This is a genomic window from Burkholderia sp. IT-111MI5 (assembly GCF_949752865.1).
Lineage (GTDB): Bacteria > Pseudomonadota > Gammaproteobacteria > Burkholderiales > Burkholderiaceae > Burkholderia > Burkholderia pyrrocinia_C.
In genome coordinates this window covers 145,964-171,510 of record NZ_CATKIF010000033.1, presented here as the reverse complement: position 1 = coordinate 171,510, position 25,547 = coordinate 145,964, and the positions used below count along the sequence as shown (strand labels likewise).

The 25,547-nt window shown below is 64.5% G+C and carries 27 protein-coding genes; 12 read left to right on the top strand and 15 right to left on the bottom strand.

What is annotated here, in order from left to right:
* Positions 1 to 3 precede the first annotated feature (3 nt).
* The 4 genes from ACM6JT_RS22630 (at position 4) to ACM6JT_RS22615 (ending at position 3,680) form a co-directional block, all read left to right on the top strand.
* Complete coding sequence (locus tag ACM6JT_RS22630) at positions 4 to 648, top strand: response regulator transcription factor (protein WP_175769631.1); 645 nt, start codon at positions 4 to 6, stop codon at positions 646 to 648.
* Between the two features lie 128 nt (positions 649 to 776).
* Positions 777 to 1,265: a helix-turn-helix domain-containing protein gene (locus ACM6JT_RS22625; RefSeq protein WP_175769629.1), complete on the top strand. Its 489-nt coding sequence runs from the start codon at positions 777 to 779 to the stop codon at positions 1,263 to 1,265.
* Positions 1,266 to 1,601: 336 nt separating this feature from the next.
* Complete coding sequence (locus ACM6JT_RS22620; protein ID WP_414857344.1) at positions 1,602 to 2,816, top strand: YcaO-like family protein; 1,215 nt, start codon at positions 1,602 to 1,604, stop codon at positions 2,814 to 2,816.
* A gap of 141 nt (positions 2,817 to 2,957) precedes the next feature.
* On the top strand, positions 2,958 to 3,680 hold the full coding sequence (locus tag ACM6JT_RS22615; RefSeq protein ID WP_175769625.1) for a hypothetical protein: 723 nt from the start codon (positions 2,958 to 2,960) through the stop codon (positions 3,678 to 3,680).
* A gap of 104 nt (positions 3,681 to 3,784) precedes the next feature.
* Here ACM6JT_RS22615 and ACM6JT_RS22610 read toward each other — a convergent pair whose 3' ends face one another.
* The 6 genes from ACM6JT_RS22610 to tnpA form a co-directional block, all read right to left on the bottom strand.
* The gene (locus ACM6JT_RS22610) at positions 3,785 to 5,029 is read right to left on the bottom strand and encodes a PAAR domain-containing protein (protein ID WP_414857343.1); all 1,245 of its coding nucleotides are present in this window, start codon (positions 5,027 to 5,029) and stop codon (positions 3,785 to 3,787) included.
* Between the two features lie 83 nt (positions 5,030 to 5,112).
* The gene (locus ACM6JT_RS22605; protein ID WP_414857342.1) at positions 5,113 to 6,693 is read right to left on the bottom strand and encodes an AbgT family transporter; all 1,581 of its coding nucleotides are present in this window, start codon (positions 6,691 to 6,693) and stop codon (positions 5,113 to 5,115) included.
* 555 nt (positions 6,694 to 7,248) lie between these two features.
* Positions 7,249 to 7,845, bottom strand: a complete 597-nt coding sequence (locus ACM6JT_RS22600; protein ID WP_414857341.1) for a plasmid pRiA4b ORF-3 family protein — start codon at positions 7,843 to 7,845, stop codon at positions 7,249 to 7,251.
* A 39-nt stretch (positions 7,846 to 7,884) separates the two neighbouring features.
* Positions 7,885 to 9,447 carry an IS66 family transposase gene (gene tnpC, locus ACM6JT_RS22595; protein ID WP_414857340.1) on the bottom strand — a complete coding sequence of 521 codons (1,563 nt, stop codon included), beginning with the start codon at positions 9,445 to 9,447 and terminating at the stop codon, positions 7,885 to 7,887.
* Positions 9,448 to 9,476: 29 nt separating this feature from the next.
* Positions 9,477 to 9,824, bottom strand: coding sequence for an IS66 family insertion sequence element accessory protein TnpB (gene tnpB, locus ACM6JT_RS22590; RefSeq protein WP_175769615.1), 348 nt, complete (start codon positions 9,822 to 9,824; stop codon positions 9,477 to 9,479).
* Positions 9,824 to 10,186, bottom strand: coding sequence for an IS66-like element accessory protein TnpA (tnpA, locus tag ACM6JT_RS22585; RefSeq protein WP_200095532.1), 363 nt, complete (start codon positions 10,184 to 10,186; stop codon positions 9,824 to 9,826). Before tnpA ends, tnpB begins: the two co-directional genes overlap by 1 nt.
* 95 nt (positions 10,187 to 10,281) lie before the next feature.
* Here tnpA and ACM6JT_RS22580 point away from each other — a divergent pair, with 95 nt between their 5' ends.
* Together ACM6JT_RS22580 and ACM6JT_RS22575 are read left to right on the top strand one after the other, a co-directional pair.
* The gene (locus ACM6JT_RS22580) at positions 10,282 to 10,845 is read left to right on the top strand and encodes a GNAT family N-acetyltransferase (protein WP_175769613.1); all 564 of its coding nucleotides are present in this window, start codon (positions 10,282 to 10,284) and stop codon (positions 10,843 to 10,845) included.
* A 246-nt stretch (positions 10,846 to 11,091) separates the two neighbouring features.
* Positions 11,092 to 11,382 (top strand): hypothetical protein, encoded by a 291-nt coding sequence (locus ACM6JT_RS22575; RefSeq protein ID WP_244099526.1) that lies wholly within the window; start codon positions 11,092 to 11,094, stop codon positions 11,380 to 11,382.
* Positions 11,383 to 11,583: 201 nt separating this feature from the next.
* Here the strand turns inward: ACM6JT_RS22575 and ACM6JT_RS22570 are convergent, their stop codons facing one another.
* From ACM6JT_RS22570 to ACM6JT_RS22560, 3 genes are all read right to left on the bottom strand, one after another.
* The gene (locus tag ACM6JT_RS22570) at positions 11,584 to 12,348 is read right to left on the bottom strand and encodes a hypothetical protein (RefSeq protein ID WP_175769612.1); all 765 of its coding nucleotides are present in this window, start codon (positions 12,346 to 12,348) and stop codon (positions 11,584 to 11,586) included.
* Positions 12,349 to 12,399: 51 nt separating this feature from the next.
* Positions 12,400 to 13,008: an acyl-homoserine-lactone synthase gene (locus ACM6JT_RS22565; protein WP_131949441.1), complete on the bottom strand. Its 609-nt coding sequence runs from the start codon at positions 13,006 to 13,008 to the stop codon at positions 12,400 to 12,402.
* 211 nt (positions 13,009 to 13,219) lie between these two features.
* Entirely contained in the window at positions 13,220 to 13,663 is a 444-nt protein-coding gene (locus tag ACM6JT_RS22560; RefSeq protein ID WP_034180405.1) for a DUF4902 domain-containing protein, read from the bottom strand.
* Between the two features lie 73 nt (positions 13,664 to 13,736).
* On the opposite strand from ACM6JT_RS22560, the gene ACM6JT_RS22555 reads away from it, so the two are divergent.
* Complete coding sequence (locus tag ACM6JT_RS22555) at positions 13,737 to 14,456, top strand: autoinducer binding domain-containing protein (protein ID WP_034180404.1); 720 nt, start codon at positions 13,737 to 13,739, stop codon at positions 14,454 to 14,456.
* A 45-nt stretch (positions 14,457 to 14,501) separates the two neighbouring features.
* On the opposite strand, the gene ACM6JT_RS22550 is transcribed toward ACM6JT_RS22555, so the two are convergent.
* From ACM6JT_RS22550 to ACM6JT_RS22530, 5 genes are all read right to left on the bottom strand, one after another.
* A complete protein-coding gene (locus ACM6JT_RS22550; RefSeq protein ID WP_034180403.1) occupies positions 14,502 to 15,209 on the bottom strand; it encodes an MgtC/SapB family protein in 708 nt (235 codons plus the stop codon).
* Positions 15,210 to 15,516: 307 nt separating this feature from the next.
* Positions 15,517 to 17,061, bottom strand: a complete 1,545-nt coding sequence (locus ACM6JT_RS22545; RefSeq protein ID WP_034180402.1) for a TolC family protein — start codon at positions 17,059 to 17,061, stop codon at positions 15,517 to 15,519.
* Positions 17,048 to 19,099, bottom strand: coding sequence for an FUSC family protein (locus tag ACM6JT_RS22540; RefSeq protein WP_414857339.1), 2,052 nt, complete (start codon positions 19,097 to 19,099; stop codon positions 17,048 to 17,050). The genes ACM6JT_RS22545 and ACM6JT_RS22540 overlap by 14 nt, the downstream gene beginning before the upstream one ends.
* The gene (mdtN, locus tag ACM6JT_RS22535; RefSeq protein ID WP_105392091.1) at positions 19,080 to 20,129 is read right to left on the bottom strand and encodes a multidrug transporter subunit MdtN; all 1,050 of its coding nucleotides are present in this window, start codon (positions 20,127 to 20,129) and stop codon (positions 19,080 to 19,082) included. Before mdtN ends, ACM6JT_RS22540 begins: the two co-directional genes overlap by 20 nt.
* The gene (locus ACM6JT_RS22530; protein WP_034180399.1) at positions 20,126 to 20,419 is read right to left on the bottom strand and encodes a hypothetical protein; all 294 of its coding nucleotides are present in this window, start codon (positions 20,417 to 20,419) and stop codon (positions 20,126 to 20,128) included. The genes mdtN and ACM6JT_RS22530 overlap by 4 nt, the downstream gene beginning before the upstream one ends.
* A gap of 508 nt (positions 20,420 to 20,927) precedes the next feature.
* Between ACM6JT_RS22530 and ACM6JT_RS22525 the strand changes: the two genes are divergently transcribed.
* On the top strand, positions 20,928 to 22,076 hold the full coding sequence (locus tag ACM6JT_RS22525) for a metallophosphoesterase (protein ID WP_414857338.1): 1,149 nt from the start codon (positions 20,928 to 20,930) through the stop codon (positions 22,074 to 22,076).
* A 9-nt stretch (positions 22,077 to 22,085) separates the two neighbouring features.
* Here ACM6JT_RS22525 and ACM6JT_RS22520 read toward each other — a convergent pair whose 3' ends face one another.
* Positions 22,086 to 22,673, bottom strand: coding sequence for a malonic semialdehyde reductase (locus ACM6JT_RS22520; RefSeq protein ID WP_414857337.1), 588 nt, complete (start codon positions 22,671 to 22,673; stop codon positions 22,086 to 22,088).
* Positions 22,674 to 22,909: 236 nt separating this feature from the next.
* On the opposite strand from ACM6JT_RS22520, the gene ACM6JT_RS22515 reads away from it, so the two are divergent.
* The 4 genes from ACM6JT_RS22515 (at position 22,910) to ACM6JT_RS22500 (ending at position 25,448) form a co-directional block, all read left to right on the top strand.
* A complete protein-coding gene (locus ACM6JT_RS22515; RefSeq protein ID WP_051983664.1) occupies positions 22,910 to 23,515 on the top strand; it encodes an alpha-ketoglutarate-dependent dioxygenase AlkB family protein in 606 nt (201 codons plus the stop codon).
* Between the two features lie 342 nt (positions 23,516 to 23,857).
* The gene (locus ACM6JT_RS22510; RefSeq protein WP_034180396.1) at positions 23,858 to 24,064 is read left to right on the top strand and encodes a hypothetical protein; all 207 of its coding nucleotides are present in this window, start codon (positions 23,858 to 23,860) and stop codon (positions 24,062 to 24,064) included.
* 306 nt (positions 24,065 to 24,370) lie between these two features.
* Positions 24,371 to 24,802, top strand: a complete 432-nt coding sequence (gene gspI, locus ACM6JT_RS22505) for a type II secretion system minor pseudopilin GspI (RefSeq protein ID WP_414857336.1) — start codon at positions 24,371 to 24,373, stop codon at positions 24,800 to 24,802.
* Positions 24,786 to 25,448, top strand: a complete 663-nt coding sequence (locus ACM6JT_RS22500; RefSeq protein ID WP_414857335.1) for a type II secretion system protein J — start codon at positions 24,786 to 24,788, stop codon at positions 25,446 to 25,448. The genes gspI and ACM6JT_RS22500 overlap by 17 nt, the downstream gene beginning before the upstream one ends.
* Positions 25,449 to 25,547: the final 99 nt, after the last annotated feature.

The window sequence follows — 25,547 nt, the reverse complement described above, 5'->3', positions numbered from 1 at the left end:
CTCGTGAGGAAGATTACGGTAGGCGTTGCCGACGATCATCCGCTCATTTTGCGTGGTGTCGAGCACCTGCTGTCGGTCAACTCCGATATCGAAATATGTTTCCAAAGCCGGTGCATCGGTCAGTTGCTCGACATGCTGGTGGAAAAGCCGGTGGACGTTCTCGTCTGCGACTATGAATTTGAGGACGATCCCTATCCGGACGGTCTCGATCTGCTGGTTCGGATTCGGCGTACCGCGCCAGCTACCCGGGTCCTGTTTCTGAGTTCGCATGCTTCGGCGTATATCGTTTCCGCGGCACTCGACGCCGGCGCGGCGGGTTTCGTCGGCAAGGGGGGCGACGATTATATGGATCTGGCCAGCGCGATCCGTGTAGTGAAAAACGAAGGCATCTATTTGCCGAGCTCTCTGAAAAGTCAGATGTTGTTGGCGATATCTCACTCGAGACGACGAGAGACCCGTGCCGAGATGCTGTCGACCAAGGAAGCGACCGTCGTGAGAATGACGTGCGCCGGGATGTCGATCTCGGAGATTGCCGAAAGACTGAAGCGCAGCCGCAAGACGATCAGCAACCAGAAGAATGCGGGAATGAAAAAACTGGGAGCAAGGAACGAAGTCGAGCTGGCGGCGATCATGCGGAAATTGTGTTGAAAAGCCAGGTGGGACGACATCCTCTCGATGGCGTGTTTTATTTGCGATTGGGTATCGAGTTCGGGTGAAGACGGATAACTGAATAATTCTCGCCTTGCGGCTGGGCGGCGAGTGATCGTTGATATTTTATGGTGATTGAAAAACAGGAGTTTTACACGCGTCTTCTCGGGATTTCTTCTCCTTGGCGAATCAAGTCGGTCACGGTCGATGAATCCGAGAGCACGGTGTTCGTCCGTATCGGAGCCGAGGCTGGCGCGCGTCTCGTTTGCCCGCAATGCGATTGCCATTGTCCGGGATACGACCTTCGAATCAGGCGATGGCGCCATCTCGATACGTGCGAATACCGCACGATGGTGTGGGCCGAGGTGCCGCGCATCAAGTGCCCGGAGCACGGTTGCCTGACCGTCCTGGTGCCCTGGGCGGAACCGGGCAGGCGTTATACGAATGCTTTCGAGATGCATGTGATGCAATGGTTGCGCGAGACCTCGATTCATGTCGTGAGTCGAAAGCTGGAGTTGAGTCCGAGCGCGATCGACGGCATTACGCAGCACGTTATGGAGCGCGCGGTCGCGGGGTGGTTGCCGACGCAGCGGGTGCGCCAACTGGTGTTGGAATGAGGTCGGTTTCTTTTTTGGCATCGAATTAAAAAATAATTGGAACTTTGCGTATCCAATTATTACCGGGTATTTGCGCGCGCTTGCAAAGCGTCGTGCATTACGGCTGTATATCACTATTAACCTCTTAATTTTTTTGGAGTTTGAAATGGGATATCTCATGTGCACGTATGCGAACGATTATCGGATGAGCGTTGAGCAAGAAATCAATCCGGAAGGGGTCGACGAGGTTCGCGAGAGCGACCTGACCGATCAGGAACAGGACGCAGTCGGCCAGTAAGGTAGTTCGCCTTCACCTCAGGGGCGGGCTTACCCGCCCCTCTCAACCTTGGTCAAGACATGATAGCCAGCGAACTGGAAAGAAAGGTTTCATTGCAAGATGCGGAGGGGCTGATCGACGAATATTTTAAAGAGAACCGGATCCGTGTAGAACTTTCGAGATTCGGCGACCCGCTGTCGAGTACGGTGGCAACCTTGCATCTCCCCGATGGTTCGACCTGCGTCGGCTGCGGTAAAGGTTACGAAGCAGAAGCTCGAGTCGGCGCGAAATTCGAAGCGTATGAACATCATGTTGGATTGGCAGGTATTCGAGCCCACGGCTCGGTAGTCCATTTTTCGGAAATGGCACGCCAAAGTGTCTGGGAGAACTTCCTGCCGCTCGACATGATAAGGAAGCAAAACCCCGAAAAAATTGCCGCAATTGAATTTGAAGCGAATATCGATGAACGGGGGGCGCTGCTATTTCCTCAATTTCTGATCGATTATTTATATGCAACCAATCGGCGTGGTGAGGACGACGTCGACTACCACGATGCGAAGCGCTACTCTTGCGGAACAGGTCTCGCGGTCGGCGTCGGATTTGAGGAGGCGGCGATTCATGCGTTGAGCGAAGTGATTGAGCGACATGCTGTTGGTCGCTTCCTCGCCGATTTATTTTTCTATCAAATTAGCCCTTCCATCAAGATCGTTTCTCGCGAAACATTTCCCGCTGGGCTTGTGGATCTGGTGGCCCATGCCGAAACATTGATCGGCGGTCGAGTCGATATTATTGATGTCGGGTCCGAGATCCGGGCTCCCGTTTTCGCCGCGTATTGTCAGGACCGAGACATTGCCGGCGTTCACGTCATTGGAGCAGGTTGCTCGCTTTACCCGACGCATGCCGCCGCGCGGGCCGTAAAAGAACTGGTTCAACAGTACAAGATCGCAGACGGCGTCGAGCTGGTTCGCAGAGAATGGGCCCGGCATTACATGCATCTTGAAAAATACCCCAAATTGTTGCGATGCCTGATCGCTGACATGAGCGCCATCCGACGCCAGGAAGTCGCTATGGCATATGATCCTCCGGCGATGAATTTGGCTTCCCATCTAGATCACCTTCTTGCCGCATGCCGTTTCGCAGGAACTTCCGCATGGGTCAAGCAACTGAGACTTGAAATGAATGGCATCTGTCTGGCGTGTGCAGTGATGCCAAAAATGGAAAGATTCTCGACTGTATCTCTCGGTAATTATGTGATTCCCACTTGCAATCCGGCAATGCGTGTCGAGATGGTGTAACGCATGCGGAATCAATTAACTACAACGATTCGCCTGCACAGGTCGAGGCTGCATGACTTGTTTCTGCTGAGGCGCGGCAGCGAGAGATGGATTGGGATCCGGGAAAGAAAATCTCGTGGGAGTCGATACAGCATCGTCGAAATGGATATGCTGCTGGGAAGGCTAATTGACAGCGAACCGGTCGACGAGCACACGATTTTTCATATTGTAGTGCCTCGTAATCAGAATTGGAAAGATGATATATTTCTCGCAATCACGAATTCCGCTGGATGGGATGTTCATTTCCCCTACGCCCCGTTGACCGAAAGTGGAACTGAATTCGTCTGCCCAGCCGGATTCTGGGAGGAATGTGCGAGCGTTCCGTACACGCTGGACGCGGAAGAGGCTCACTTCAGGCGTCACACGAGTGAAGTGCTGGGCTCGCTTGCGCGGCCGGGAGCAACGATCTACGATCCGGCATGCTCTACCGGAGCCTTTCTCGGTCACATCAAGGATCGACACCCCGGGTTCAGCTATATCGCCTCGGATGCCAGCAATAAAATGATCGAATTGGCCCGCGATCGCTTTGAAGACGCATTTGTCAGTGATGTTCTTGCTGCACAGCGATTGGCAGTCGATTGCGACATCATGATTTTCCGCTTTCTGAACCACGAAGTGATGTCATCGAGAGATGCAGAATTCGCCTTTTTGAATATGGCCGCCAACTGCAAGGCAAACGGAAAAATAATAGCCTTTGGCCACACCCCGCTTGCGATTGATCTACCCAAAATTGTGAGCGGAATGAAAGCGGAAGTGGTCGGCTCAATCGGAATTAGCGTCGACCCGGTCGGAATATTTCAATATTATATTGTTAATATTTTATAGGGTGCACCAGCACGCGCGCACCTTTTCCGGGTAAGGACATGTGTCGTGAGTCCCGATGCGAGCGTCTTCTGTGCGCGAATATCCATCGTCGTCAAAGATCGTCGCTATTTCGCGACCCGTGCGGCGCACGGTGTCGAATCGTTGAGTACCGTATCGATCCAATGGATCAGGCGAAGATTCTGTCTCAGTTGAGCATTGTCGATATGAACGACCAAAAGTCTCGCGTTGTTTCCGGGAATCGTTCTCGACCCGTTGCCGAAATTGAAGATGCGCCGTGCGCCAGGGCTATCGATATTGTCTACCAATGCAGCCCCGCGAAGGCGCTGCGCATCGATCCGATAGATATGAAACGGCCCGGTGAAGTAACGGCGGCCGTAAGCCATCGCCGCATGCGGAGTCGTCGACGCAGCTAACACATGGTCGCTCGGGAGCAGGCACGGTACTTCGAGGAACGCCTGTGAACCGGAATCCTGAAAACCGTCGCGCTGAACTGCATCGCGGGGCGTCTGTCTGGCGACGCAAACGGTAGCCCCTACGCCTCCCGATCTATAAATTCTCTCGGAGCTTCTCTGGGGGGGGGCGTCGAAAGCGCAATCCTTGGTGCCGTCATCTGTGGCAACGCAGGTTTGTCCGCGGACAACACTTTCATCCGGATGGCGCACGCCCGCCATGAATTGACTGAGGTCGTTGGAAGGGGGGGGCGGAGGCAGCGTCGGCCGCGTTGGCGATGTCGGCACATCGTTGGTCTCTCCGAACGCGATGGCGATCCTGAGTTCTCGCTGATATCGCGCGTAGTCGCGCTCGTACTGCTGCATTGCCGTCAGATAATCGCGATGCCTTTGTTCGTAGATTCGCGCTTCCAGCACCATCGAAATCTCGTCGGTGCTTCCCGCCAACGGAATGGACGGAGGGCTTTCCAGCGTGATTTCAGTCGTGCGGTTGTGATATGCCGGCGGGGGAAGATTGCGCGGAATGGTTGCGTCTTCGTATGACGGAAGCAGAGGGTCGGCCCGGGGCCTGAGCATCGGAATCGAGGGATCGTCGACGCCCCGTTTTTCCCGGCGGCGTGTGGTTTGCGTGCCGATGAAAACGGAACGTGCGCCCGTGACGGGGTGGTGATGATCGCTTGCAGCATGGGTTGCGCAAACGGCGGCGGGTCTGCCATTGATGAAGACCCCGTGGGAATTGTCGGGGTTCGTCAGTGTGCCGCCGCAATTGCATTTTTCCGTCAGCCGGGCGGCGGGCTCGCCTTCGATGATGACGTCGGTCGATCCGAAGGAAATTCGGGTGTGGCGACAGTGAGGGCAGGTGACGAAATCGCCTTTCCGAACCGCGGCGTAGTGCGACATGGATTGATCGCCTCATGACGGTGTTTTAGTGGAAAGCCTGCAATCGACGTGGTCGTGTACCGCAGTTCTAAAGCCATCCCGGCTCAGTTGGCGCCGGGATAGTAGAGCGGTGCCCCCGGCCCGACCGGCCATTCCAGCATGAACACCCACACGCAGAACATTGTGCTCCACGCCACTAGGAACAGCGCGGAATACGGCAGCATCGTCGACATCAGCGTGCCGACGCCGATATTCTTTCGATAGCGCGACGCGACAGCCACGACCAGCCCGAAATAGCTCATCATCGGCGTCACGAGATTGGTGACCGAATCGCCGATCCGGTAAGCCGCCTGCGTGATTTCCGGCGAAAAGCCGAGCAACATCAGCATGGGCACAAACACGGGCGCTGTCAGCGCCCATTGTGCGGACGCCGATCCGACCGCGAGGTTGGCCAATGCACAGATGGCGATGAAGCAGAAGAACAGCGCAGGCGCGGGGAGGTCGACGGCCTGCAGCAGATCGGCGCCGGTCACGGCGACGATGAGGCCGAGCTGACTTTGGCCGAAGCACGCGATGAATTGCGCGGCGAAGAACACCAGGACGATATAGGTGCCCATCGACGACATGGTTGCCGACATCGCATCGATCACATCACGATCGGAGCGAATGGTGCGGGTCGTCACGCCGTAGACGATTCCGGGCAGAAGGAAGAACAGGAAGATGAGCGCGACGACGGCGCCGTACAGCGGCGCTTTGGGGCCCAGTGCGCCGAGGTCGTCGCGCAGCGGCGAGCCGGGCCACATGACGGCAAAGGCGAGCAGCACCACGCCGGCGAGCATTACACAGCCGGCGTGCAGCAGCGCACGGTTTTCGCGCGGCGATAGTTGCGTCGGCATCGTGGCGGCGACGTCGCGTCCGGGCTGCGCTCCGGTTTCGTCCGGCCGGTAAACGCCAAGCCGCGGTTCGACGATGCGTTCCGTGATGAGCGCGCCGAGGACTGTGATCATGACGGTGCTTGCCGCCATGAAATACCAGTTGGCCGTCGCGCTGACGGCGTAGGTCGGATCAATGAGCCGCGCGGAGGTTTGCGTGATGCCGGCGAGCAACGGATCGGCGGTGCCGAGCAGCAGATTTGCGCTGTATCCGCCCGACACGCCTGCGAATGCGGCTGCGATTCCGGCGAGCGGATGGCGGCCTAGCGACTGAAATACGGTCGCCGCGAGCGGAATTAGAACGACGTAGCCGAGCTCGCCCGCAATGTTGGATATCACGGCGGCGAATACGACCGCATAGGTGACGGTGCGTTGGGGCGCGGCGAAAACCGTTTTCCGTACCGCGGCTGAAATCAGGCCGCTGCGCTCGGCGACGCCTACGCCGAGCAACGAGACCAAGACGGTGCCGAGCGGCGCGAAGCCCGTGAAGTTGCCGACGAGCGAGGTGAGCAGCAGGACGATCCTGTCGGCACTGAGCAGATCGACGGCGGCAATCGTGGCGCCGGATGTGGAAACGCGCGGGTCTGCGGCGTTGATTCCGAGCGCGGCGGCTAGCGAGGAGCCTACGAGCACGATGGCCCACATGCTCGCAAATAGCGTGACAGGGTGAGGCAGGAGATTGCCAAGTCGTTCGACCGTGCCAAGCAAGCTGCTTCGTTTTTTGGCCGGAGTGGGCGTAACGATTTCTTTCATAAGAGGCGGCTCGGCATAGGATGGGGAACGCATGAGCGGTTGGTCGACCCGCAGAATCTGCTTGCCATTGACGTGTGCATGTGAACTGCTCGCAAGTCGTTCGGGACAAGTCGGTGCGCCCGGACATAAAAAACCCCCCGCCTCGAAAAATGAGGCGAGGGAAACGGGGCCACTCCATGCTTGCCTAGTTAAACGCGTCAGGAGAGACGCCGTATCGATGATCGCGTACTGTATGTATTGGGAAAATCGGTTCAGGCTGAAAATTGTCGGCGTCGATATCTGAACCGTTGGCGGGTGCGATCGTCGTCCGCAATTCGTTCCCTTCTGTCTCTGAGGTCGGACGGAATTCTTCGAGGAAAACGAGTAATTACAGCGGGCGCATTGGCGCCCGTTTCTCGCTGCTTGTTCTTCCGATCGTCGTCGGCCGACGCGACGATCTCGATTTCCCCTTCATCCGTTCTGCATCCGGGTTCGTGACGTTACCTGCGTTGCACCGCAACCCGTACGATCCGTATCACCGTAAGCGTGGGGCCGATACCGTCTTGACGGCGTGAGTTACCGGTTTCCCCAACGATTGGATGCCATGCGCAGCAGCGTGGCATTGGCCGCACGCAGATCGAACCGATCGGCATCGAAGCCGGGGCCAACCCAGTTTCGGTAATGTTCTGCCTCTTCGCTATTCGGATCGTTAGATAGCGTGTTCAGGAACGCGTCGTAGCCAGGCGGGCCGCCCACATCTTCTGGCGGGCACGCGCGAGCACCATCGATGACCTGGGCCGCGCCCCACGGTTCGCTTTCAACGATTTCCACTTTCTCAACGACGATGGCGTGATCCCACCCGTCCCCGAAGTCGTACCGGTAGAGGAAGCGTGAGCCAGGTTTCAGGACCTTCTGCAGTCGAACCTTGCGGTCATCGGCGGTCGTGCCCGGATCGGCGAAGTCCAGCACGTCATCGACCTCGAACATGGCGTAGGTCATGCCGTCGATCAGGAAGTCGTGCAGGTGGGAGTCTTCCCAGCCGAAGGCCGCCTGCAGGATATGGTGCAGCTTGCGCAGTGACTCGGTTCCTTCGACCTCGATCCGGCGCCAGATGGGCGGCTCGATGTGTTGAAGCTGCACGTGCAGGGTAAAGCGCTGGAACGATTTCGCCATCTGATCTCCGGGGAACGGGAAGCCAGCGGCATTATCGCCTTACGATGCTGGGGTGGTCATTTTCCAGGGCAGCAGGCCTTCGACCTGGTTGATCGGATGGTCTGCAATGCGCGCAAGCACGGCGCGCAGATACGCCTCGGGATCGATGCCGTTGAGCTTGGCCGTCCCGATCAGGCTGTAGATCGCGGCAGCACGCTCCCCACCTGAGTCCGCGCCGGCGAACAGGTAGTTTCGGCGCCCGATAGCCACTCCGCGCAACGCGCGCTCGACCGGCAGGTTATCGATTTCGAGATGCCCGTCGTCGCAGTAGCGCGTGAGCGCTTCCCACCGATTCAGCGCGTAGAGGATCGCCCGACTCGTGTCGGATTTGCGCGAGAGCGTCTCCAGTGTGGCGCTCAGCCACGCATGGAGTTGATCGAGCAAGGGCCTGGCGCGAGTTTGTCGGTGCGCTCGCCGCTCATCGGGTGGTTTGCCACGGATCTGCTCTTCGACCTTGTAGAGCGCGCCGATACGTTCCAGCGCCTCGGTGTTCAATGCATTTGGGCGAGCCGCATGCAATTCGTAGAACTGCCGCCGTGCATGGGCCCAGCATGCTGCTTCGGCAACGCGTCCCGTTTCGTAAATCGCTTGGTAGCCGCCGTAGGCGTCGGCCTGCAACGTGCCATTGAACGATTCGAGATGCTGCTGCGGATGAATGCTCTTGCGGTCCGGCGTATAGGCAAACCAGACGGCCGGCGGAGTGGCGTCGCTGGACGCCCGATCGTCACGCACATACACCCACAGGCGTCCGGTTTTGGTCTTGCCGTTCCCTGGCGCAAGCACCGGCACTGGCGTATCGTCGGCATGGAGCTTCGTCGCTGCCATGACGTGGCGACGCAGTGCGTCGACGAGCGGTTGCAGCAGCGCCGCAGTGTGACCAACCCACTTCGCCAGCAGCGAGCGATCCAGCTCGACACCTTCCCGCGCATAGATCACCGACTGCCGGTAGAGCGGCAGGTGATCCGCGAACTTCGCGACCAGTACGTGAGCCAGCAGTCCCGGGCCAGCCATGCCTCGCTCGATGGGACGGCTTGGCGCAGCAGCCTGGGCGATGTGATCGCAGCATGAACATGCCAGCTTCGGCCGCACATGGCGGATGACCCGGAAGCTCGCCGGCACATACTCGAGTTGTTCGGCGACGTCCTCGCCAAGCTGCTTCATCGGCGCACCGCACGCCGTGCAGGTTTCACGTGATTCGGGCCAATGGATCTGGATCTCGCGCGGCAGGTGATCCGGCAACGGCTTGCGTTGTACCTGTTCCGGTGCCGTGCGTGGCGTCCTGGGAATCTCGATGGGGGCAGCGCCTTCGTCGGCCTCGAGTTCTTCCAGACGCAGCTCGAGCTGTTCGATCTGGCGGTCCAGTTTCTCCGAGCGGCGGCCGAACTGCATGCGGCGCAGCTTTGCGATCAGCAGCTTGAGATGCTCGATCTCCGCCTTGTCGGTTGCCGTCGCCGCCTTGTGCGATTCGACCACGTCTTCCAGATGCCCGATGCGGACATCGCGCTCGAGCAGTAGAGCCTTGAGCGCTTCGATGTCGTCCGGGTACGGGTTCGCCGTCGTCATGCCCGCAGTCTACGCGTCGGTGGGCGGGTTTACAACGCTGAGGTCGGCGCCGCCGTGCGCACCGGCTGCCGCCAGTCGATGCCTTCCAGCAACATGGACAACTGCGCCTGGCTCAAGCTGACGACGCCCCCATCCGCACGCGGCCAGACAAAGCGGCCGCGTTCAAGCCGTTTCATCAGCAGACACATGCCGTCGCCGCTCCACCACAGCACCTTGATCAGATCGCCGCGTCGGCCGCGGAACACAAACACGTGTCCGCTGAACGGGTCCCGCTCGAGCACGGTCTGCACCTTCGCGGCCAGGCTATTGAAGCCGGAACGCATATCGGTCACACCAGCAGCCAGCCACACCCGCGTCCCAGCGGGAAGGCCCAGCATCACGAACCCACCTCCAGCAAGCTCGTCAGCACAAGCCGCAGGACATCAGACTCCGGCTTGTCTTCGAAACACACGCGTACGCCACGACATTCGATGACCAGCCCGGATGATCTGACCGGTTCCGGTATCGGCGGTGATGCCATCTGAACAGGCAGGAATAATTCAACTGGCGCGGATGCGGACGTCGCCTCTTGCTCCTGATCCCGACGCCACTTCGACACGAGATTCGCGTTCAACCCATGCGCGCGTGCAACTTCCGCCAGTGAACGGGTCGGGTCTCGTGTTTCCGCCACGACCTGCGTGCGAAACTCATTCGTGTAATTCTTGGAGCCTCGTCGGCGGCCCTGCGCCTTGATTTCCATTTTTTCTGGTTCCCACTACATTCTGGTGGGAACCAGATTGCCGCCTATGAACCTTCATGAACAGACGGTGCTGGGGAAGCGCTTACGTATCACCCATGACCACGCCATCGAGGATCGAAACCGAACGCCTGATGCTGCGTCGCTGGCGACCGGCGGACGCGGACGCACTTGCGGCGATGCATGCGCATCCGGACGTGACCGCGTGGCTCGCACGCGGCCCGATGTCCATCGATGAGGCGAACGACGTCATCGCGCGCTTCGAAGCGCATTTCGATGCGCACGGTTTCGGGCTCTGGGCGGTCGAGCGTCGCGCCGACGCGATGCTGATCGGGCTGTGCGGCTTGTCGCACGAAGCGCGCGCAACGCATCCGGTGGCGCCGTGCGTCGAGATCATGTGGCGGCAGGCGCGTCCCGCATGGGGTCATGGTTATATTGCCGAAGCGGCGGCCGCGGCTTTGGTCGACGGATTCGACCGGATCGGACTCGGCGAGATCTTCGCATGGACGGCCGATACCAATCTGCGATCGCAACACGTGATGCAGCGGCTCGGTATGCTGCGCGAACCCGCGCGCGATTTCGATCATCCGGTGTTGCCGGAAGGGCATGCGCTGCGGCGGCACGTCGTGTATGTCGCGTGCCCCGGCGGCGGCGGCGCGTAATGGTTCACGTACATCGAGCCGTTAGCGCCATGCGGCGTTCTGCAGCACGATCCTGTAAATGTGGATCCGTTCCGGCCAAAACGCGCCGCCGAACCTCATCTCACGAAAGAAAACAGCATGATGCTCAGATCGCGTGCGCGAACCCCATCGCTGCAGTTGCTCTTCCGGAAAACTGTCGAATCCCTGCCTTCGACGGAGCCTGTCCGTCGACGTGCGGATACGCGCATGCCGTACGGGAGGTGAGGAATGGGTAAGCCCGACCTTCGTCGGCCGGTTGCCGGACCTTATCGCCAATCCCGATGGGCGGCCGTGCTGGATGCTGCCTTTGGGTGGGTGGCAAAGGGGACGATGGTGCTGGCCGGGCTGGCGATGGTCGCGTTGATGGCCCTGACGGGCGACCTGGGCGGTCTAACAGATCTGCCGACGACCAGAAAGGGTTGGCTGTACCTGCTGCTGATACTTGTCGTAGCGGTCGCGCTGATATTTGCGGTGCGCCATTACTGGTTGCCGCCGGCCAGTGCACGTCCGGCAGGTTAGCCGGAACGGAAGGCGATGCGGCCCCGCAATTCACGCAGGCAAGAAAAAGCCCGCTGCTTGAGCGGGCTGAATCCATGTTTGGAGACATGGAGGAGACAGACATAAATTTAAGGGAAAACCCGAGGGTTGGCAAGCCCCCGTTGTATCGATGCAACTTGCTGCCGTACCGGCCGCCTCGCGTCGATGCAACCGATACCGCACTCACATGCCGCCGGCCCGCGCGTGCGCGGCAAGCGTGCCGAACCGCTCCTGCGCGACAGGCAGCGCGTACTTGTCGCGCATCTCCGTCTCGATCCACGCACAGGCCTCGCGCGCGCAGTCGGTCAGCGCGTGCCGCGTCGCGTGTCCGTCGATGTCGTAGACGAAGCGCACGCCAACCTCGTCGTCGGCAACTTTCCGCTCGAGCTGATTGAGTTGCAGTTGCGGCCCGTGCTGTTGCGACAGCGCGCGCAGCTCGTCGAAGTGATATTCGAGCCAGTCCGCGAAGAACAGCGCGTCGCTGTGGCACGGCAGGCGGAAAGCCGCGCTGCGCGACGGGCGCGGCCCGGCTTCGCCGGCCGCCGCGCGCGGTTCGTTATTCGCGGCGAGGGGCGCGTCGACGGGCGCGAGCGGATGCTGAATTCGCCGGTACGGCGCATGGTCGCGCAGCGCATGCCACAGCAATTCGTCGCCGACGGCGCCGGACGGCTGCATCGTCAGGTCGTGGCGGCCGTCGCCGGCAGGGGCGATGTCGCGGATCACGAGGCGCAGCGAGCACAGCGGCTCGTCCGCGACCAGCAGCGTCGCCGCGCGCGGCAGCCCGCAGACGAGCGGCGCGGCGCCGGCGGCACGAAACACGAGCCCGCGGCGGTCGAGCCGAACGAGCGGCAGCGGCCTGGGAAACGACGGATAGGCGACCGCGATGCGGGCGCCGTTGGCGCTCGTCAACCCGGGCATCATCGCGCGAAAGACCTGAGACTGGTCCACGTTGGTTCTCCTTCGTTACGATGCCGCCCGGACGGAAACGCGCGTTCCGGCTCAGGCGGCGATGGCTTGCCGGGCTGCCTGCCCCGGCTTGATTCCTAATGCCGCAAACGTTTGCGGATCAATATCGATCCAGCATGCGACCACCAGACGTCCGTCCACCTGCTTCGGCGGGCCTGCGCGGTGCGCGTGTATGCCGATCCGGCGGAACAGCCGCTCCATGCTCGCGAACGTCACGCCGATCAGCTGCCGCGCGCCGAGCTGCGCCGCGCATTCGACCACGGCCGCGAGCATCGGCCGCACGGCCCACTCGGCATTGCCCGACCCGCCTTCGTCGTCGGTCGCCGCGAACCTGGACAGCTCCCAGACGGCCGCCGATTGCGGCAGCGGCATGTCTGCGGCAATCAGGTCGGCGAACAGCGACTGCAGCAGATACGGGCGCGTCGTGGGCAGCAGGCGCGCACATCCGCACACGTCGCCGCCGGCATTTCGCGCGAACACGTACACGGTATCGTCGCGATCGAACTGGTCGCGCTCGAAGCTTTCGTTCGCCGACGGGAGCTCCCAACCGAGTTGTTCGACGAACACGCGGCGCCGGTAGCGCCCGAGATCCGCTGCAAGTTCGTGTGGTAACCGCCCTTCTTCGTGAACGAAGGTCCGCATGGTGTCCTCGGATTTGTGCTTTTGTATGCATGCATTACATCGCGCGGCACGAGGGGGCGGTAACTGGTAACTCTTACAGGTTGGGCGGCGCAAAAGCGCCATTTAGGACGTGGTAACGGTTTCTTGATCGACGGGATTGAAAAACCGGGCGCTTTTGCTTATAAAGAGCGCCAGCATCTTGGAAATTGTCAGAGGAATGCGCAGCCGGTTGTCACTGGAGCGTCGGACCGGCATGATAGGCGTCGTTGCAACCGAGCAGGGCAGACGCGACCGCGGCGTGCCAGTCGATGCAGGCGAGCCGCGCGACGAGCGCGGCGGCCGTGCGGAACATGCCGATGTCGGCACCCGTGGCGTCGACGGCCATTACGTTGCTGCGGACGTCGCCGCCGGCGATGACGAACGTGCCCGTTGCGCGTTCGAGGTACCAGTCCCAGCCGACCGTCACGTAAGGGACGCCGGCACGGGCCGTGCGCTGCCATTCGGTATAGCCGGCGAGGCGTGCGTCGATCGCGTTGTCGCGCAGTTCCGCGAGCAGTGATGCGTCGAGGCCGCTTGTGACATGATCGAGTGCAAGCGCGGCCAGTGCGCCTTTTGACAGGCGCACGTAGCCGTCCGGGGACGGGCCGGGAACCGGGTGCAGCAAAGGTAAAGTCATGCGCGGAATGTATCAGCCTCGAACCGGAGCTGGCACCTGACAAGTATGACAGCGTGACGTTGTCGGAGAACGAATGGAACTGCGCTGGCAGGATGCCTATCAACAATTCAGCGCCGCGGAAGACGAGCAGCAGCTCTTCCAGCGGATCGCCACCTATTCCAGGCGGCTGGGATTCGAATATTGCTGTTACGGCATTCGCGTGCCGCTGCCGGTGTCGAAACCGTCGGTCGCGATCTTCGATACCTATCCGGACGGCTGGATGGCGCACTACCAGGCGCGGAACTACATCGAGATCGATTCGACGGTGCGCGACGGCGCGCACAGCACCAACATGATCGTCTGGCCGGATGTCGACCGGATCGATCCGAACCCGCTGTGGCAGGACGCGCGCGAATTCGGGCTGTCGGTGGGTGTCGCGCAGTCGAGCTGGGCGGCCCGCGGTGCGTTCGGGCTGCTGAGCATCGCGCGCCACGCCGACCGGCTCACGCCGGCCGAGATCAACATGCTGACGCTGCAGACGAACTGGCTCGCGAACCTGTCGCATTCGCTGATGAGCCGCTTCATGGTGCCGAAGCTGTCGCCCGCGGCGGGCGTCACGCTGACCGCGCGCGAGCGCGAGGTGCTGTGCTGGACCGCCGAAGGCAAGACCGCATGCGAAATCGGCCAGATCCTCAGCATCTCGGAGCGGACGGTCAACTTCCACGTCAACAACATCCTCGAGAAGCTCGGCGCGACGAACAAGGTCCAGGCGGTCGTCAAGGCGATCTCGGCCGGGCTCATCGAGGCACCCTGACGCAAGCGAGGGCGGCGGCGCCGAATCCGGCGGCCGCCATGCCGCTCACTCCATCAACGGCTCCGCTTCCTTCGCGGTCCAGCTCACGCTGGAAATGCTCTTCTCCATGCTCATCCGGCTCGCGATCTGCTCGAGCTTCTGCTGATCCTTCGGATGCAGCTTCAGCGTCGCGGTCACTTTCAGCCGGTCAGGCTGGTCGGGCACGTCCTCGCTCGTCAGGCTCTGGAACGACAGCGGCTTCGCGTACATCGCGTTCGACAGCAGCGTGCGGATGTGCACCTCGTCGGCGGCGAGGCAGATCACGGTGATCTGGTATTCGCGCACGAGATCGGCATTCGACACGGGCGTTGCGTTGATCGCCTGGCTGACGCCGCGCAGCAGGGTATTGGTGAGCAGCACGACGCCGGTGCCGGCGAGCGCGGGCACGTAATGGCCGGAGCCGGCCAGCACCCCGACGGCGGCCGAACACCACAGCGTCGCGGCCGTGTTGATGCCCTGGATCGAGCCCTTGTCGCGCATGATCACGCCGCCGCCGAGAAAGCCGACGCCCGACACGACGTACGCGGCGATCTGCGTGACGCCCGCGACGCCGTTGCCGGTCAGCACGCCGAGCGTGACGAACAGGCACGCGCCGCTCGCGACGAGCGTGATCGTGCGCAGGCCGGCCGTGCGCTGGCGCATCTGGCGCTCGAGGCCGATGGCGACGCCGCAGGCGAACGCGGTGAAAAGACGGAGTGCGAAATCGAAAGTCATGGTTGTCCTGCCGTGCAAGGCGCGCATAGCGGCTCGCATCGCCGTGGCGCAATGCCGAAGGCGACGCGAAGATAGCCGTCATCGCGCGGTACTGTACCGCGCGTATGCGTCATTCAGTGTGAAACGGTAGGCGTGCGGGCTCGCGGAACGCGAGCCGGGGCAGGAGAACTGCGTCGGACAGGCGTTCAGGCGGCAAGCGGCGCACGCAACGGAGTGCTGCAACTGTCCACGATGGTTCCTGAAGGAAGAATGGGCGGCATTCTAGTGGGCGGCGTGCGCATGCGTCAACCGCCCGGCGGCGGTTGCGCTACTGCGCGGAGCCGATCGTCCCGGTTGCGAGCGCGAGCGCGGCAGCCGCCGACAGCGCGCCGGCGTAGCTGTCGACCTCCGCATTCCGCGCTGCGAGCAGCTGGCTTTGCGCGATCGTCGTATCGGTGACCGAGCCGACGCCGTTCCGGTACGCGGTCAGCGCCGCATCGTAGCTCGTCTGCGCGGCATCGACGAGCGCGGTCGCGGCGTCGTGCGACGCGAGGCTCGTCTGCACCGCGTTCTGCGCGGCGACGACCTGGCGGACGGCTTCCTCCTTGGTCCGCGTGAGGCGCGCGGATGCGCTTTGCGCGTCGTTGCGCGCCTGCATCAGCACGGCCGAACGCAGGCCGCCGTCGTACAGCGGGATCGTCACGCCGAGGAACACGCCGCCGCCGTAGCGGCTGCCGTTCAGGTTGACGGTCGGCGCCTGGTCGCCGATCGCGGGCAGTGCGGTGATGGCCGTGCCGCCGCTCGCATACGACGTCGAAGCGGACAGGAATATCTTCGGCATGAACGCGGCTTCGGCGGCCTTGATCTTCGCGCGATTGGCTTTTTCGAGCGCAAACGCGCCCTGCAGGTCGGGGCGGCGCGCGATCGCGTCCGACACGATCGCGTCGACCGACGAACCGAGCGCGGGCGGCAGCGGCCGCTTCGGCAGCGCGGCGATCGTCGGTTTCGACAGCGGCGAGATGCCGAGCGCGGACACGAGGGCGAGGTAGCTGTCGCTCTCCGTGCCGCTCGCCTGTACGAGCGCGAGGTTCGCCTGCGCACGGTTCTGCGTCGCCTGCGCGAGCTCGACGACCGTGCCGACGCCATGCTTGAGCCGCGCGCGGGACGCCGCGAGGATCGCGTCCGCGTTCGCGAGGCCCTGCTGCGCGCTGAGTGCGCGCGAGCGCGCGGCTTCGTACCGGTAGTACGCGACGGTCACGTCGTGGATCACTTGCTGGTGCACGGCCGTGAACGCGACGTTCGATGCGATCGACGCCTGTTCGGCCGCTTCGACGCGCGCCGCGCGCCCGCCGAAATCGAACAGCAGCCATTGCAGCGACAGCGCCGAGATCGTGCCGTGCGCGGTCGTGTCGCTCGACGAGTCACCGAGTATCGTCGACGTCGAGCCGTGGCTCGCCTGGTACGCGCCCATGGCCGTTGCCGACAGCTTCGGCAGGTAGGCGGCTTTCGCGATGCCGACCGCGAGCGCCGCATTGCGCGCGTCGTTCCATGCGATGCGCGTCAGCGGGTTCGCCGATTCGGCGAGGTCGATCAGCTCGGGCAGCGTGTACGCATGCGCGGCATCGAGCGCGGCAGGCGGCGCTACCGACGCGAGCGCGGGCGTGGCCGGCAGCGTGTAGTCGTGCGCGCCTTGCGCGGTCGCGCGCGGCGGTGCGGGCACGATGTCGCCCGCGGCCGAGGTCTGCGGCTGCCACGGGCGATCGGACGCCTCCGGCGCCAGATCGATCGACGACGTCGCGCAGCCGGCCAGCGCGACGGCGGTCGCGAGGGCGGCGGCGGCGATCGACGCGGCCGGCGGTTCAGGTAGGCGCATGGGGGGCAGGCTCCTTCGGTGTGTCTTGACGGGCGGCGTCGGCGATGTGCGCGAGCCGCGTGTCGATCAGGTTCAGCAGCGCGTCGCGTGCGGGGTCGGTGGGGGCGGCATTCGGCGGTGGGGCCGGTGGCGCGGGGGAATCCGCGCGAGGCGCGGCTTCGTCGTCGTGCAGGTCGACCACGCGTGCGAGCCGCGCGCCGATCGCGGCGTCGCCCGGTGCGCGCTCGGCGAGCAGGAACAGCGGGCCTTCGAGCGCGCCGAGTTCCGCGAGTGCGCGCCGTCGCGCGGCGAGCCACGTGGCGGCCGGCCGCACCCACGACGGTTCGTAATGGATCAGGCCGAGCTCCTGCGCGATCGCGCCGTGGCGTGCGAACGCTTCGGCGGCCAGCGCGCGCCGTTCGGCCGGCTGTGCGATCTGCGCGACGCGCCGCCACTGGTCGAGCAGCGCCGCGAGCGCCGTGTCGATCTGCTTGCCGATGCTGACGGGCCAGATGCGCGTAAACACGAGATACACGACCACGTTGCCGAGCAGGATGCCGATCGTGCGATCGCGCGCGAGCGTCAGGTCGAAGCCGGGGCCCGCGCCCTGGATCACGCACAGGAAGAACGCGAATGCGACCTGGAAGCCAGCGTAGGCGATGCGCGGCGACCCGAACGCGATCCACGCGGCGAGCCATGCGCCGGCGAACACGAGCGCCATCAGCTCGCCGATCGACGACAGCGACGGCACGACGAACACGAGCGCGGCCGTACCGAGCAGCGCGCCGACGATGCAGCCGGCGATGCGCAGCGTGAGCTTCTCGACCGTTTCGGCCGTCGAGCCGAGCGACACCATGTAGCAGGTGATGAAGCAGGTATGGATGCCCGACCAGTCGAGCTGCGAGTACAGCAGGTAGCAGAACATCGCCGCTGCCGTCGTTTTCAGCGCATAGCGGACGTGGTCGGGATTGGTGCGCGCGTCGGGCAGGAAGAAGCCGCCGCCGGGGGCAGGCGGTGCGGCGGGTTCGGCAGGCGTGTCGGCGGCGTGCGCGTGGGCTGTGTCGGTCGAAGCATCGGCCTCGGCCGGTTCCGCGAAGAGTGTGATCGCCGTGTGCAGATCCGTCGCGACGACGCGCGCGAGCGGCGGCAGCGCATCGGCTGCCGGCAGCGTGAGCGTCACGTCGACCGGATAGCCGCCGCGTTCGAGGATGGCGGCCATCTCGTCGAGCGTCGTCGCGATCGGCTTGACAAACGCGTCGGGCAGCCGCGCGTCGGGTTCGCGGTCGGCGAGCGCGACCGCGACGAGCAGCGCGGTGCTCGATGCGATGGCCTGCCGCAGCGCGACGACGTCGGCGGTTGCCGACGAGCCTTCGAGCTTCGACAGCTTGAGCCGCGTGAGCAACTGCTTGTCGCCTTCGCGCAGGCTCGCGTCGAACGCGGTGCGAGAGTCGCCGCTGTCATCGCCGCGCAGCCGCCGCGCGGCGAGCCGCAGCCGTTTCGCGAGCTGCGCGTGTACGAGCTTGCGCGGCGACGGCGCGATCAGCAGGTTGACGACGATCGCGACACCGACCGGGATCGCGACCATCAGCCATGCATAGAGCAGCGCGCGCGTCGCGGCTTCGCCGAACGGCGCCAGTCCGAGCTGGTCGAGCCCGAAGCCGACGATCATCGCGAGGATCGCGCCGACCGGGCGCAGCTTGCTGGCGGATGTCAGGTAGAGCAAGCCGATCGACATCACGGTCATGCAGGCGACCCGCAGGATCGAATAATCGATGCTGAAGATCGCGACGCCCATCACGAGCGCGATCACGACCGTGACGAGCAGCAGCATCGCGACCGCGAGCACGACGCTCGTCACGCGGTCGGCACGGTTCAGGAAGAACACGACATACGCGGAGATCGCGGCTTCCGGCGTGCCGTAGCCGCTCGTCACGAGCACGACCAGCGCGCAGATCAGCGCGACGCGCACGGCGATCGCCGTGCGCCCCGGAAACGGTGCCAGCAGCCGCAGGACTTCGCGCGGGCCCGGCGAGCGGACGTCAGCGGCAGGCAGTGCCATGCCGGACCTCGACGATCGCGCTGGCGCCGACGCGCACGAGCTTGCCGTCGGGTTCGTCGAGCTTCACGCGCACGGGGAAGCGCTGCGCGACGTGCACCCAGTTCACCGAGTTCTGCACGATCGGCAGCGAGCGCGGCAGGTTGATGCGAGCACTGTCCGCGATGCCCGCGCCGATGCCGACGACCTTGCCCGTCATCGGGCGGCTGCGGTCGATCATCGAATAGACGGTCGCGCAGTCGCCGACCTCGATGCGGTTCAGCGACGTTTCGCGGAAATTGCCGACGGCGAACCATTCGCTCGCGTCGATCAGCGTAAAGATCGACTGGTTCGGCGCGAGGGTTTCGCCGGCGAGCACGGTCAGGCCCGTCACGAGCCCGTTGTGCGGCGCACGCACGATCGTATCGTCGAGCGCGTGCTGCGCGCGGGCCAGCGCGGCCTCGCGCGCATGCAGCGTCGCGATCGCGTCGGCTTCGTCGCCGATCGTCTGCGCGGACGCGCGCTGCTGTTCTTGCGCCTGCGCGAGCGACACGGCCGCGTCGCGCTGGCGGACCTTCGCCTGGTCGAACTGCTGCGCGCTGACGTAGCCCTGCGCGGCGAGCGGCGCGAGCCGGTTCACGTCGCGCGTCGCGAGGTCGGCGTTCTGCGTCGCGCGCTTGACCTGCTCGGCGGCGACCGCCGCGTTCGAGCGTTCGCCGATCAGCGAACGGCGGCGCGTGTCGAGCGATGCGCGCGCGAGCTCGAGATCGGCTTGCGCCTGCGCAACCGTCAGCCGGTACGGTACGGGATCGATTTCGTACAGCAGGTCGCCTTTCGCGACGCGCTGGTTTTCATGCACAGCGAGCCGCACGATGCGCCCGCCGACAGGCGATGCGACATGCACGACGTCCGCGTCGATCGATGCGTCGTCGGTGGACGGGTAGGCCGTCGTGCGGTGGTATGCATACGCGAGCGCCGCGATGCCGAGCGCGACGATCGCGAGCGCGATCACGCGGCCTTTGAAGGAGGGGCGGGCGGTTCCGGCGGCCTTCATGCGAACGGCCCCGTGCCGGTGAGCCAGACGATCACGGCGATCACGAGCCCGATCGCGGTGCAGACGGCAAGCTGGTAAGGGACCGTGGCGGCCCAGCCGGTCGCGACGAACACGCGGTGCGCAACGATCGCGCCGACGATGCCGACGATCGCGCTGACGAGCCAGAGCGGGAAATACGCGCCGAACAGCACGTACGACGGTGCGCCGCGCGATGCGCAGCCCGCGAGCGGCAGGGCTGGCGCCAGGACGGCGGCGACGCGCAGGGGCGCGCGCGGCGTTGTTTTTCTCATGGGGTGACGAGCTCGACGATGGGGGTGGATGCCGGGCACGGCGCAATGCGGTTCGTCGCCGCGACGACGATTCCGAGATACGGGGCCGATAATAAAGCAGCGCGATGCGGATCGCCAGCCGTCCGTCTCGAGGGGGGCGGCACGGGCCATGGCCGGTCGCGGTCGCGCTGGCGGTGGTGCCGGCCCGTCCGGCATCGCGTTTCGGCGGCGGGGCGGCCGGATCGCCGTGATTCTGCCAGCGCAAGCTCGTGTAGGGTTGCTAACGGACTGTAAAGGATCGTAAGACGAAAGAGGGCTGGCGAAATTTGCCGCGCCGATGCGGCGGAATCGGCGTGGAAACGGCCGATTACCGCGCGAAGCCGCGCGAGTCACCACCGGCGGCCGCGACCGGTCGTCGCGGCCGGGATCTGTGTACCATCGTGCGTATGGTGCGAAGCGCGGCCCGGGGCGTCACGGCCCCGTACGACGCGCGTCGCGGAAGCCGTATCGCAACGAAGGTGAGCGCTCCATGCGAAGTTTCTTTGTCCGGTTCATTGCAATCGGCGTGCTGTTCCATCTGTATGTCGGGATGCGGATCATTCCCGACGCGTTCGCGTCGCCGGTCGCGCGCACGATCGCGGCGCTCGTGCTGGCGAGCTTCGTCGTGCTGATCCCGGTCGGCATGTTCTCGCGCCGCTTCGACGAAGGCTGGGCCGCGACGCTGGCAGGCTGGACCGGCGCGCTCCTGATGGGTTTCTTTTCGTCGCTGCTGGTGCTGACGTTCCTGCGCGAGTTCGTGCTGCTCGGCGTGTTCGCTTGGCGGCAGCTCGGGCACGACGGCGCGTGGAGCGGCGCCGCGGCCGACACGGCGCTCGGCGTGCTCGCGGCCGCGGTGCTCGTCACCGCGATCGGGTTCGTCGGCGCGCGCCGCACGGCGGCGGTCAAGCGCGTGTCGATTCCGGTCGCCGGGCTGCCGGCCGCGCTCGACGGGCTGACGATCGTGCAACTGTCCGACATCCACGTCGGGCCGACGATCAAGCGGCCCTATATCGAACGGATCGTGCGTGCGGTCAATGCGCTCGATGCCGACCTCGTCGTCGTGACGGGCGACGTGGTCGATGGTTCGGTCAAGCGCCTGCGCGAACACACCGCGCCGCTCGGCCGCATGCAGTCGCGGCACGGCAGCTTTCTCGTGACGGGCAACCACGAGTATTACGCGGGCGCGCACGCGTGGATCGACGAATTCCGGCGCATCGGGCTGACGGTGCTGCTGAACGAGCACGTGCTGATCGAGCACGACGGCGCGCGCGCGGTGCTCGCGGGCGTGACCGACTTCACGGCGGGCGGGTTCGATCCCGCGCATCGGAGCGACCCCGAGCAGGCGCTGGCCGGCGCGCCGCACGACGTCGGCACCAAGATCCTGCTCGCGCACCAGCCGCGCAGCGCGGAAGCGGCGAGCCGCGCGGGTTTTACCGTGCAACTGTCGGGGCACACACACGGCGGCCAGTTCCTGCCGTGGCCGCCGTTCGTGCGGATGCAGCAGCCGGTGATCGGCGGGCTGAGCCGCTTCGGCGATCTGTGGCTCTATACGAGCCGCGGCACCGGATACTGGGGGCCGCCGAACCGCTTCGGCGTGCCGTCCGAGATCACGCTGATCCGGTTGACGAGCGGCGGCTAGCGAGCCCCGTCATTCGATGCGGGCGATATCGTCGAAGTCGAAGCGCGGGCTGCGCGGGAACAGGCCGGCCGGATCGCCGTAGCCGAGATTCACGAGGAAGTTGCTCTTGATCGCGGTGCCCGCGAAGAATTCGGCATCGACCTGCGCGTTGTCGAAGCCCGACATCGGGCCCGCATCGAGGCCGAGCGCGCGTGCGGCGAGGATCAGGTACGCGCCTTGCAGCGACGAATTGCGGAACGCGGTGGCCTCGATCAGCGCATCGTTGCCGGCGAACCAGCTGCGTGCGTCGGCGCGCGGGAACAGGCGCGGCAGGTGATCGAGGAACGCGAAATCCATCGCGACGATCACGGTGACGGGCGCGGCCATCGTCTTCGCGAGATTGCCTTTGGACAACGCGGGCTTCAGGCGCGCCTTCGCTTCGGGCGACTTGACGAACACGAAGCGCGCGGGGCTCGAGTTCGCCGACGTCGGGCCGAATTTAGTCAGGTCGATCAGCCGGTGCAGCAGCGCGTCGTCGACGGGTTTGTCCTGCCACGCGTTGTGCGTGCGCGCGGTGAGGAACAGTTGATCGAGGGCGGAATCGGAGAGCGTCGTCATGATGGGATCCGGAAAGAAAGCGGCCGGGTCGCGCCGGCAGGCATGGCGGAAGCAAGCGGCGCCTTGCGGCAGGGCGCCGCGACACGCCGCGATGATAGTGTGATGCGCGAACGCACAGTGCGGTGCGCGGCGGTTTCCTTGCATCGGCGAATGACAGCGCATGGCGGCGCGCGGCGCCGTTGGCTAGTATGCAGACATGCGCTGTTCGTCCCGCTCATCGCCCGTTTCCTCCCGACATGTCGACGTCCGATCTCTTCGCTGATACGCCCGCGCCAGACGTGGACTGGTACCCGGACTGGCTCGCGCAGCCCGACGCCGACCGCGCGCTGGCCGCGCTGATCGGCGAGGTCGCGTGGCGGCAGGACACGATCCGCACGCCGCGCGGACGCATTCCGTTGCCGAGGCTCACCGCGTGGCAGGGCGAGCCCGATGCCGTCTACGTGTATTCGGGGATCCGCAACGTGCCGGCGCCGTGGACGCCGGCCGTGCTCGACCTGAAGCACGCGGTCGAGGCGACGTGCGGCGCGCACTTCAACAGCGTGCTGCTCAATCGCTACCGCAACGGGCAGGACAGCCTGGGCTGGCACGCGGACAACGAGCCAGAGCTCGGCGATGCGCCGGTGATCGCGTCGGTGAGCCTCGGAGCGATGCGCGTGTTCGATCTTCGTCATCGCGCGACCGGCGTCACGCATGCATATCGCCTCGTGCATGGCAGCCTGCTGGTGATGCGCGGGCGCACGCAGGCCGAATGGCAGCATCGCGTGCCGAAGGCGCCGAGCGTGCAGGGCGAGCGCGTCAACCTGACATTCCGGCGCGTGATGCCCGCCGGTACGGGCCGGTAGCGGCAGGCTGTCACAGCGGTGCCCGGGTGGCCGGGCTATTCGCGCCCCGTTTTTGCGACCCACGAACGGCCGATGCAAGCAATCGGCTGCTCATGCGGCACGTTGCCGCATGAGCGTCGTGTCATGCGGCCTGAAGCGGCTCTGAGGCCCGTCCCATATGGGTTTCAGACATATTCGATCGACCGCCCGGTTCCGATAGATGAGTGAAACCTCTGATGGTGCGTCGCAACAATCATTGACTAGACTGTCGAATGGCTGAAACGCGTCGCATCCCGGCGCGATCTTTTCGACATGCCCCCGTGCGTTGCCGATGCAACGTGCAACGGGGCAGGAGCATAACGCGTGACCGTACTCGACCCTTCCTTCGAACCCTCGCTGCACGTCTTCGAACAAGACGGCGGATGGCAATGGGCGCTGACGGTGAAGCGGGCGACCGGCGTCGGTGTGAAAGTCGTCGCATTCAGCCGGGAAGGCTTTCGCGGCGAAGCCGAGGCGTACGCCGCCGGCCAGCTTGCCCGCGCCGAGTATGACGCCGCCGTGACGGCCTGACGCCGTCGCGTCGATCCCGCCCGAGGATCGCCTTCACCGCCCGCCGCCTGCCGCCGGACGGTTTTTCCCGACCGTTTCCCGTCTTCCGCCTGCCGTGATGCGCGCATAGCGCGATACCGCACGCGGTGCACCGGCGCGCCGGCCCCCCCGCGCTTGCCGTGCCAAATGGTCCGTACCATTCGACACGTGTGTGCCATACGCAACGCTTAACGTCCTCGCACGGCGCCTGTCGCGCCGGCGATGCGGCCTGCGCCGCGGTTTGAGCGCCGGACGGCGGGCGACGACCCATCGACAAGAATGCAGGTCATGTGCGACGACTACACCGACTACAACCGCCATGCGCGCGGCGGATCGCGCACGGCGCGGGCGCCGGAACGGGGATTCACGCTGATCGAGGTGCTGATCGCGCTGGCGATCGTGGCGGTGGCGCTGGGCGCCGTGATGCGCGCGATCGGCGCGCTCGCGTCGGATACCGATACGGCACGCATGCGCCTGCTCGCGTTGTGGAGCGCCGACAACGCGCTCGGCGAGATCCGCATCGCGTCGACCTGGCCGCCCGTCGGCACGAACACGTTTGCATGTCCGCAGGGCCGTTACCGGTTCGTGTGCCGCCAGTCGGTGGCCGCGCTGCCGAGCCCGCTCGTGCGTCGCGTGACGGTGAGCGTGTATCCGTCCGCGTCGAGCCGCAACATGCTCGCCGAAGTCGTCACGGTGGTCCAGAATGAAGCGCGCCGCTGAACCGCGCGCGGCGGCACGTGCCCGCGGCTTCACGTTGATCGAGATGCTGGTCGCGATCGCGCTGCTCGCCGTGATCGCGCTGCTGTCGTGGCGCGGCCTCGACGCGACGATCCGCGGTCGCGACGATATCGCGTCGAATCTGGCGCAAACGCGTCTGCTCGGGCGCTATTTCTCCCAGTTGCAGTTCGACCTGATGAACCTGGTGACGGCCGACGAAGTGTTCGGGCCGCCGCTGCGCATCCGCCCGAACGAACTGGTGATGGTGCGCCATCTGGGTGTCGGCGGCGGGCCGACGCAGATGCAGGTCGTGCGCTACCAGCTCAACGGGCGCGAGCTCGCGCGCAGCGCGTCGCAGCCGCTCGCGTCGCTGACCGAGGTCGAAGACGCGCTGCATCACATGGATGCGTTCGCGCGGGTGGTGGCCAGCAACGATGCACGGTCGATGCAGCTGGCCGTGTGGATTCCGCCGGGTGGCTGGACGACGAGCCAGACCGTCATCGAGCAGACCTACGCGCAGTTTCTCGCGCAGCACGGCATCAGCAACATCACGTCACTCGGGATGCCGCTGCCGCGCGGGGTGCGCTTCGCGGTCACGACGGGCTCGCCGGCGGTCGAATACGTGCGGACGATTCCGATCGGACAATGACGGCGGCGCGTGCCGCCCCGGCCCGAAACGCGTTCCGCCCCCGGGCAAAAAGGTCCGTAACTTTCGTCATACATCTGTTATTGCCCGTCCGTTAGTCTC

Bases quoted from the DNA above. Each gene is read 5' to 3' on its own strand.
- ACM6JT_RS22540 (WP_414857339.1), bottom strand. From the start codon at position 19,099: ATGGCACTGCCTGCCGCTGACGTCCGCTCGCCGGGCCCGCGCGAAGTC.
- tnpC (WP_414857340.1), bottom strand. From the start codon at position 9,447: ATGACGACGGCGAACCCGTACCCGGACGACATCGAAGCGCTCAAGGCT.
- ACM6JT_RS22605 (WP_414857342.1), bottom strand. From the start codon at position 6,693: ATGAAAGAAATCGTTACGCCCACTCCGGCCAAAAAACGAAGCAGCTTG.
- ACM6JT_RS22580 (WP_175769613.1), top strand. From the start codon at position 10,282: ATGACCACGCCATCGAGGATCGAAACCGAACGCCTGATGCTGCGTCGC.
- ACM6JT_RS22520 (WP_414857337.1), bottom strand. From the start codon at position 22,673: ATGACGACGCTCTCCGATTCCGCCCTCGATCAACTGTTCCTCACCGCG.
- ACM6JT_RS22555 (WP_034180404.1), top strand. From the start codon at position 13,737: ATGGAACTGCGCTGGCAGGATGCCTATCAACAATTCAGCGCCGCGGAA.
- ACM6JT_RS22575 (WP_244099526.1), top strand. From the start codon at position 11,092: ATGGGTAAGCCCGACCTTCGTCGGCCGGTTGCCGGACCTTATCGCCAA.
- ACM6JT_RS22525 (WP_414857338.1), top strand. From the start codon at position 20,928: ATGCGAAGTTTCTTTGTCCGGTTCATTGCAATCGGCGTGCTGTTCCAT.
- ACM6JT_RS22625 (WP_175769629.1), top strand. From the start codon at position 777: ATGGTGATTGAAAAACAGGAGTTTTACACGCGTCTTCTCGGGATTTCT.
- ACM6JT_RS22515 (WP_051983664.1), top strand. From the start codon at position 22,910: ATGTCGACGTCCGATCTCTTCGCTGATACGCCCGCGCCAGACGTGGAC.
- ACM6JT_RS22500 (WP_414857335.1), top strand. From the start codon at position 24,786: ATGAAGCGCGCCGCTGAACCGCGCGCGGCGGCACGTGCCCGCGGCTTC.
- ACM6JT_RS22600 (WP_414857341.1), bottom strand. From the start codon at position 7,845: ATGGCGAAATCGTTCCAGCGCTTTACCCTGCACGTGCAGCTTCAACAC.
- ACM6JT_RS22530 (WP_034180399.1), bottom strand. From the start codon at position 20,419: ATGAGAAAAACAACGCCGCGCGCGCCCCTGCGCGTCGCCGCCGTCCTG.
- ACM6JT_RS22620 (WP_414857344.1), top strand. From the start codon at position 1,602: ATGATAGCCAGCGAACTGGAAAGAAAGGTTTCATTGCAAGATGCGGAG.
- mdtN (WP_105392091.1), bottom strand. From the start codon at position 20,129: ATGAAGGCCGCCGGAACCGCCCGCCCCTCCTTCAAAGGCCGCGTGATC.
- gspI (WP_414857336.1), top strand. From the start codon at position 24,371: ATGTGCGACGACTACACCGACTACAACCGCCATGCGCGCGGCGGATCG.
- ACM6JT_RS22560 (WP_034180405.1), bottom strand. From the start codon at position 13,663: ATGACTTTACCTTTGCTGCACCCGGTTCCCGGCCCGTCCCCGGACGGC.
- tnpA (WP_200095532.1), bottom strand. From the start codon at position 10,186: ATGGAAATCAAGGCGCAGGGCCGCCGACGAGGCTCCAAGAATTACACG.
- ACM6JT_RS22545 (WP_034180402.1), bottom strand. From the start codon at position 17,061: ATGCGCCTACCTGAACCGCCGGCCGCGTCGATCGCCGCCGCCGCCCTC.
- ACM6JT_RS22615 (WP_175769625.1), top strand. From the start codon at position 2,958: ATGGATATGCTGCTGGGAAGGCTAATTGACAGCGAACCGGTCGACGAG.
- tnpB (WP_175769615.1), bottom strand. From the start codon at position 9,824: ATGCTGGGCCTTCCCGCTGGGACGCGGGTGTGGCTGGCTGCTGGTGTG.
- ACM6JT_RS22550 (WP_034180403.1), bottom strand. From the start codon at position 15,209: ATGACTTTCGATTTCGCACTCCGTCTTTTCACCGCGTTCGCCTGCGGC.
- ACM6JT_RS22565 (WP_131949441.1), bottom strand. From the start codon at position 13,008: ATGCGGACCTTCGTTCACGAAGAAGGGCGGTTACCACACGAACTTGCA.
- ACM6JT_RS22610 (WP_414857343.1), bottom strand. From the start codon at position 5,029: ATGTCGCACTACGCCGCGGTTCGGAAAGGCGATTTCGTCACCTGCCCT.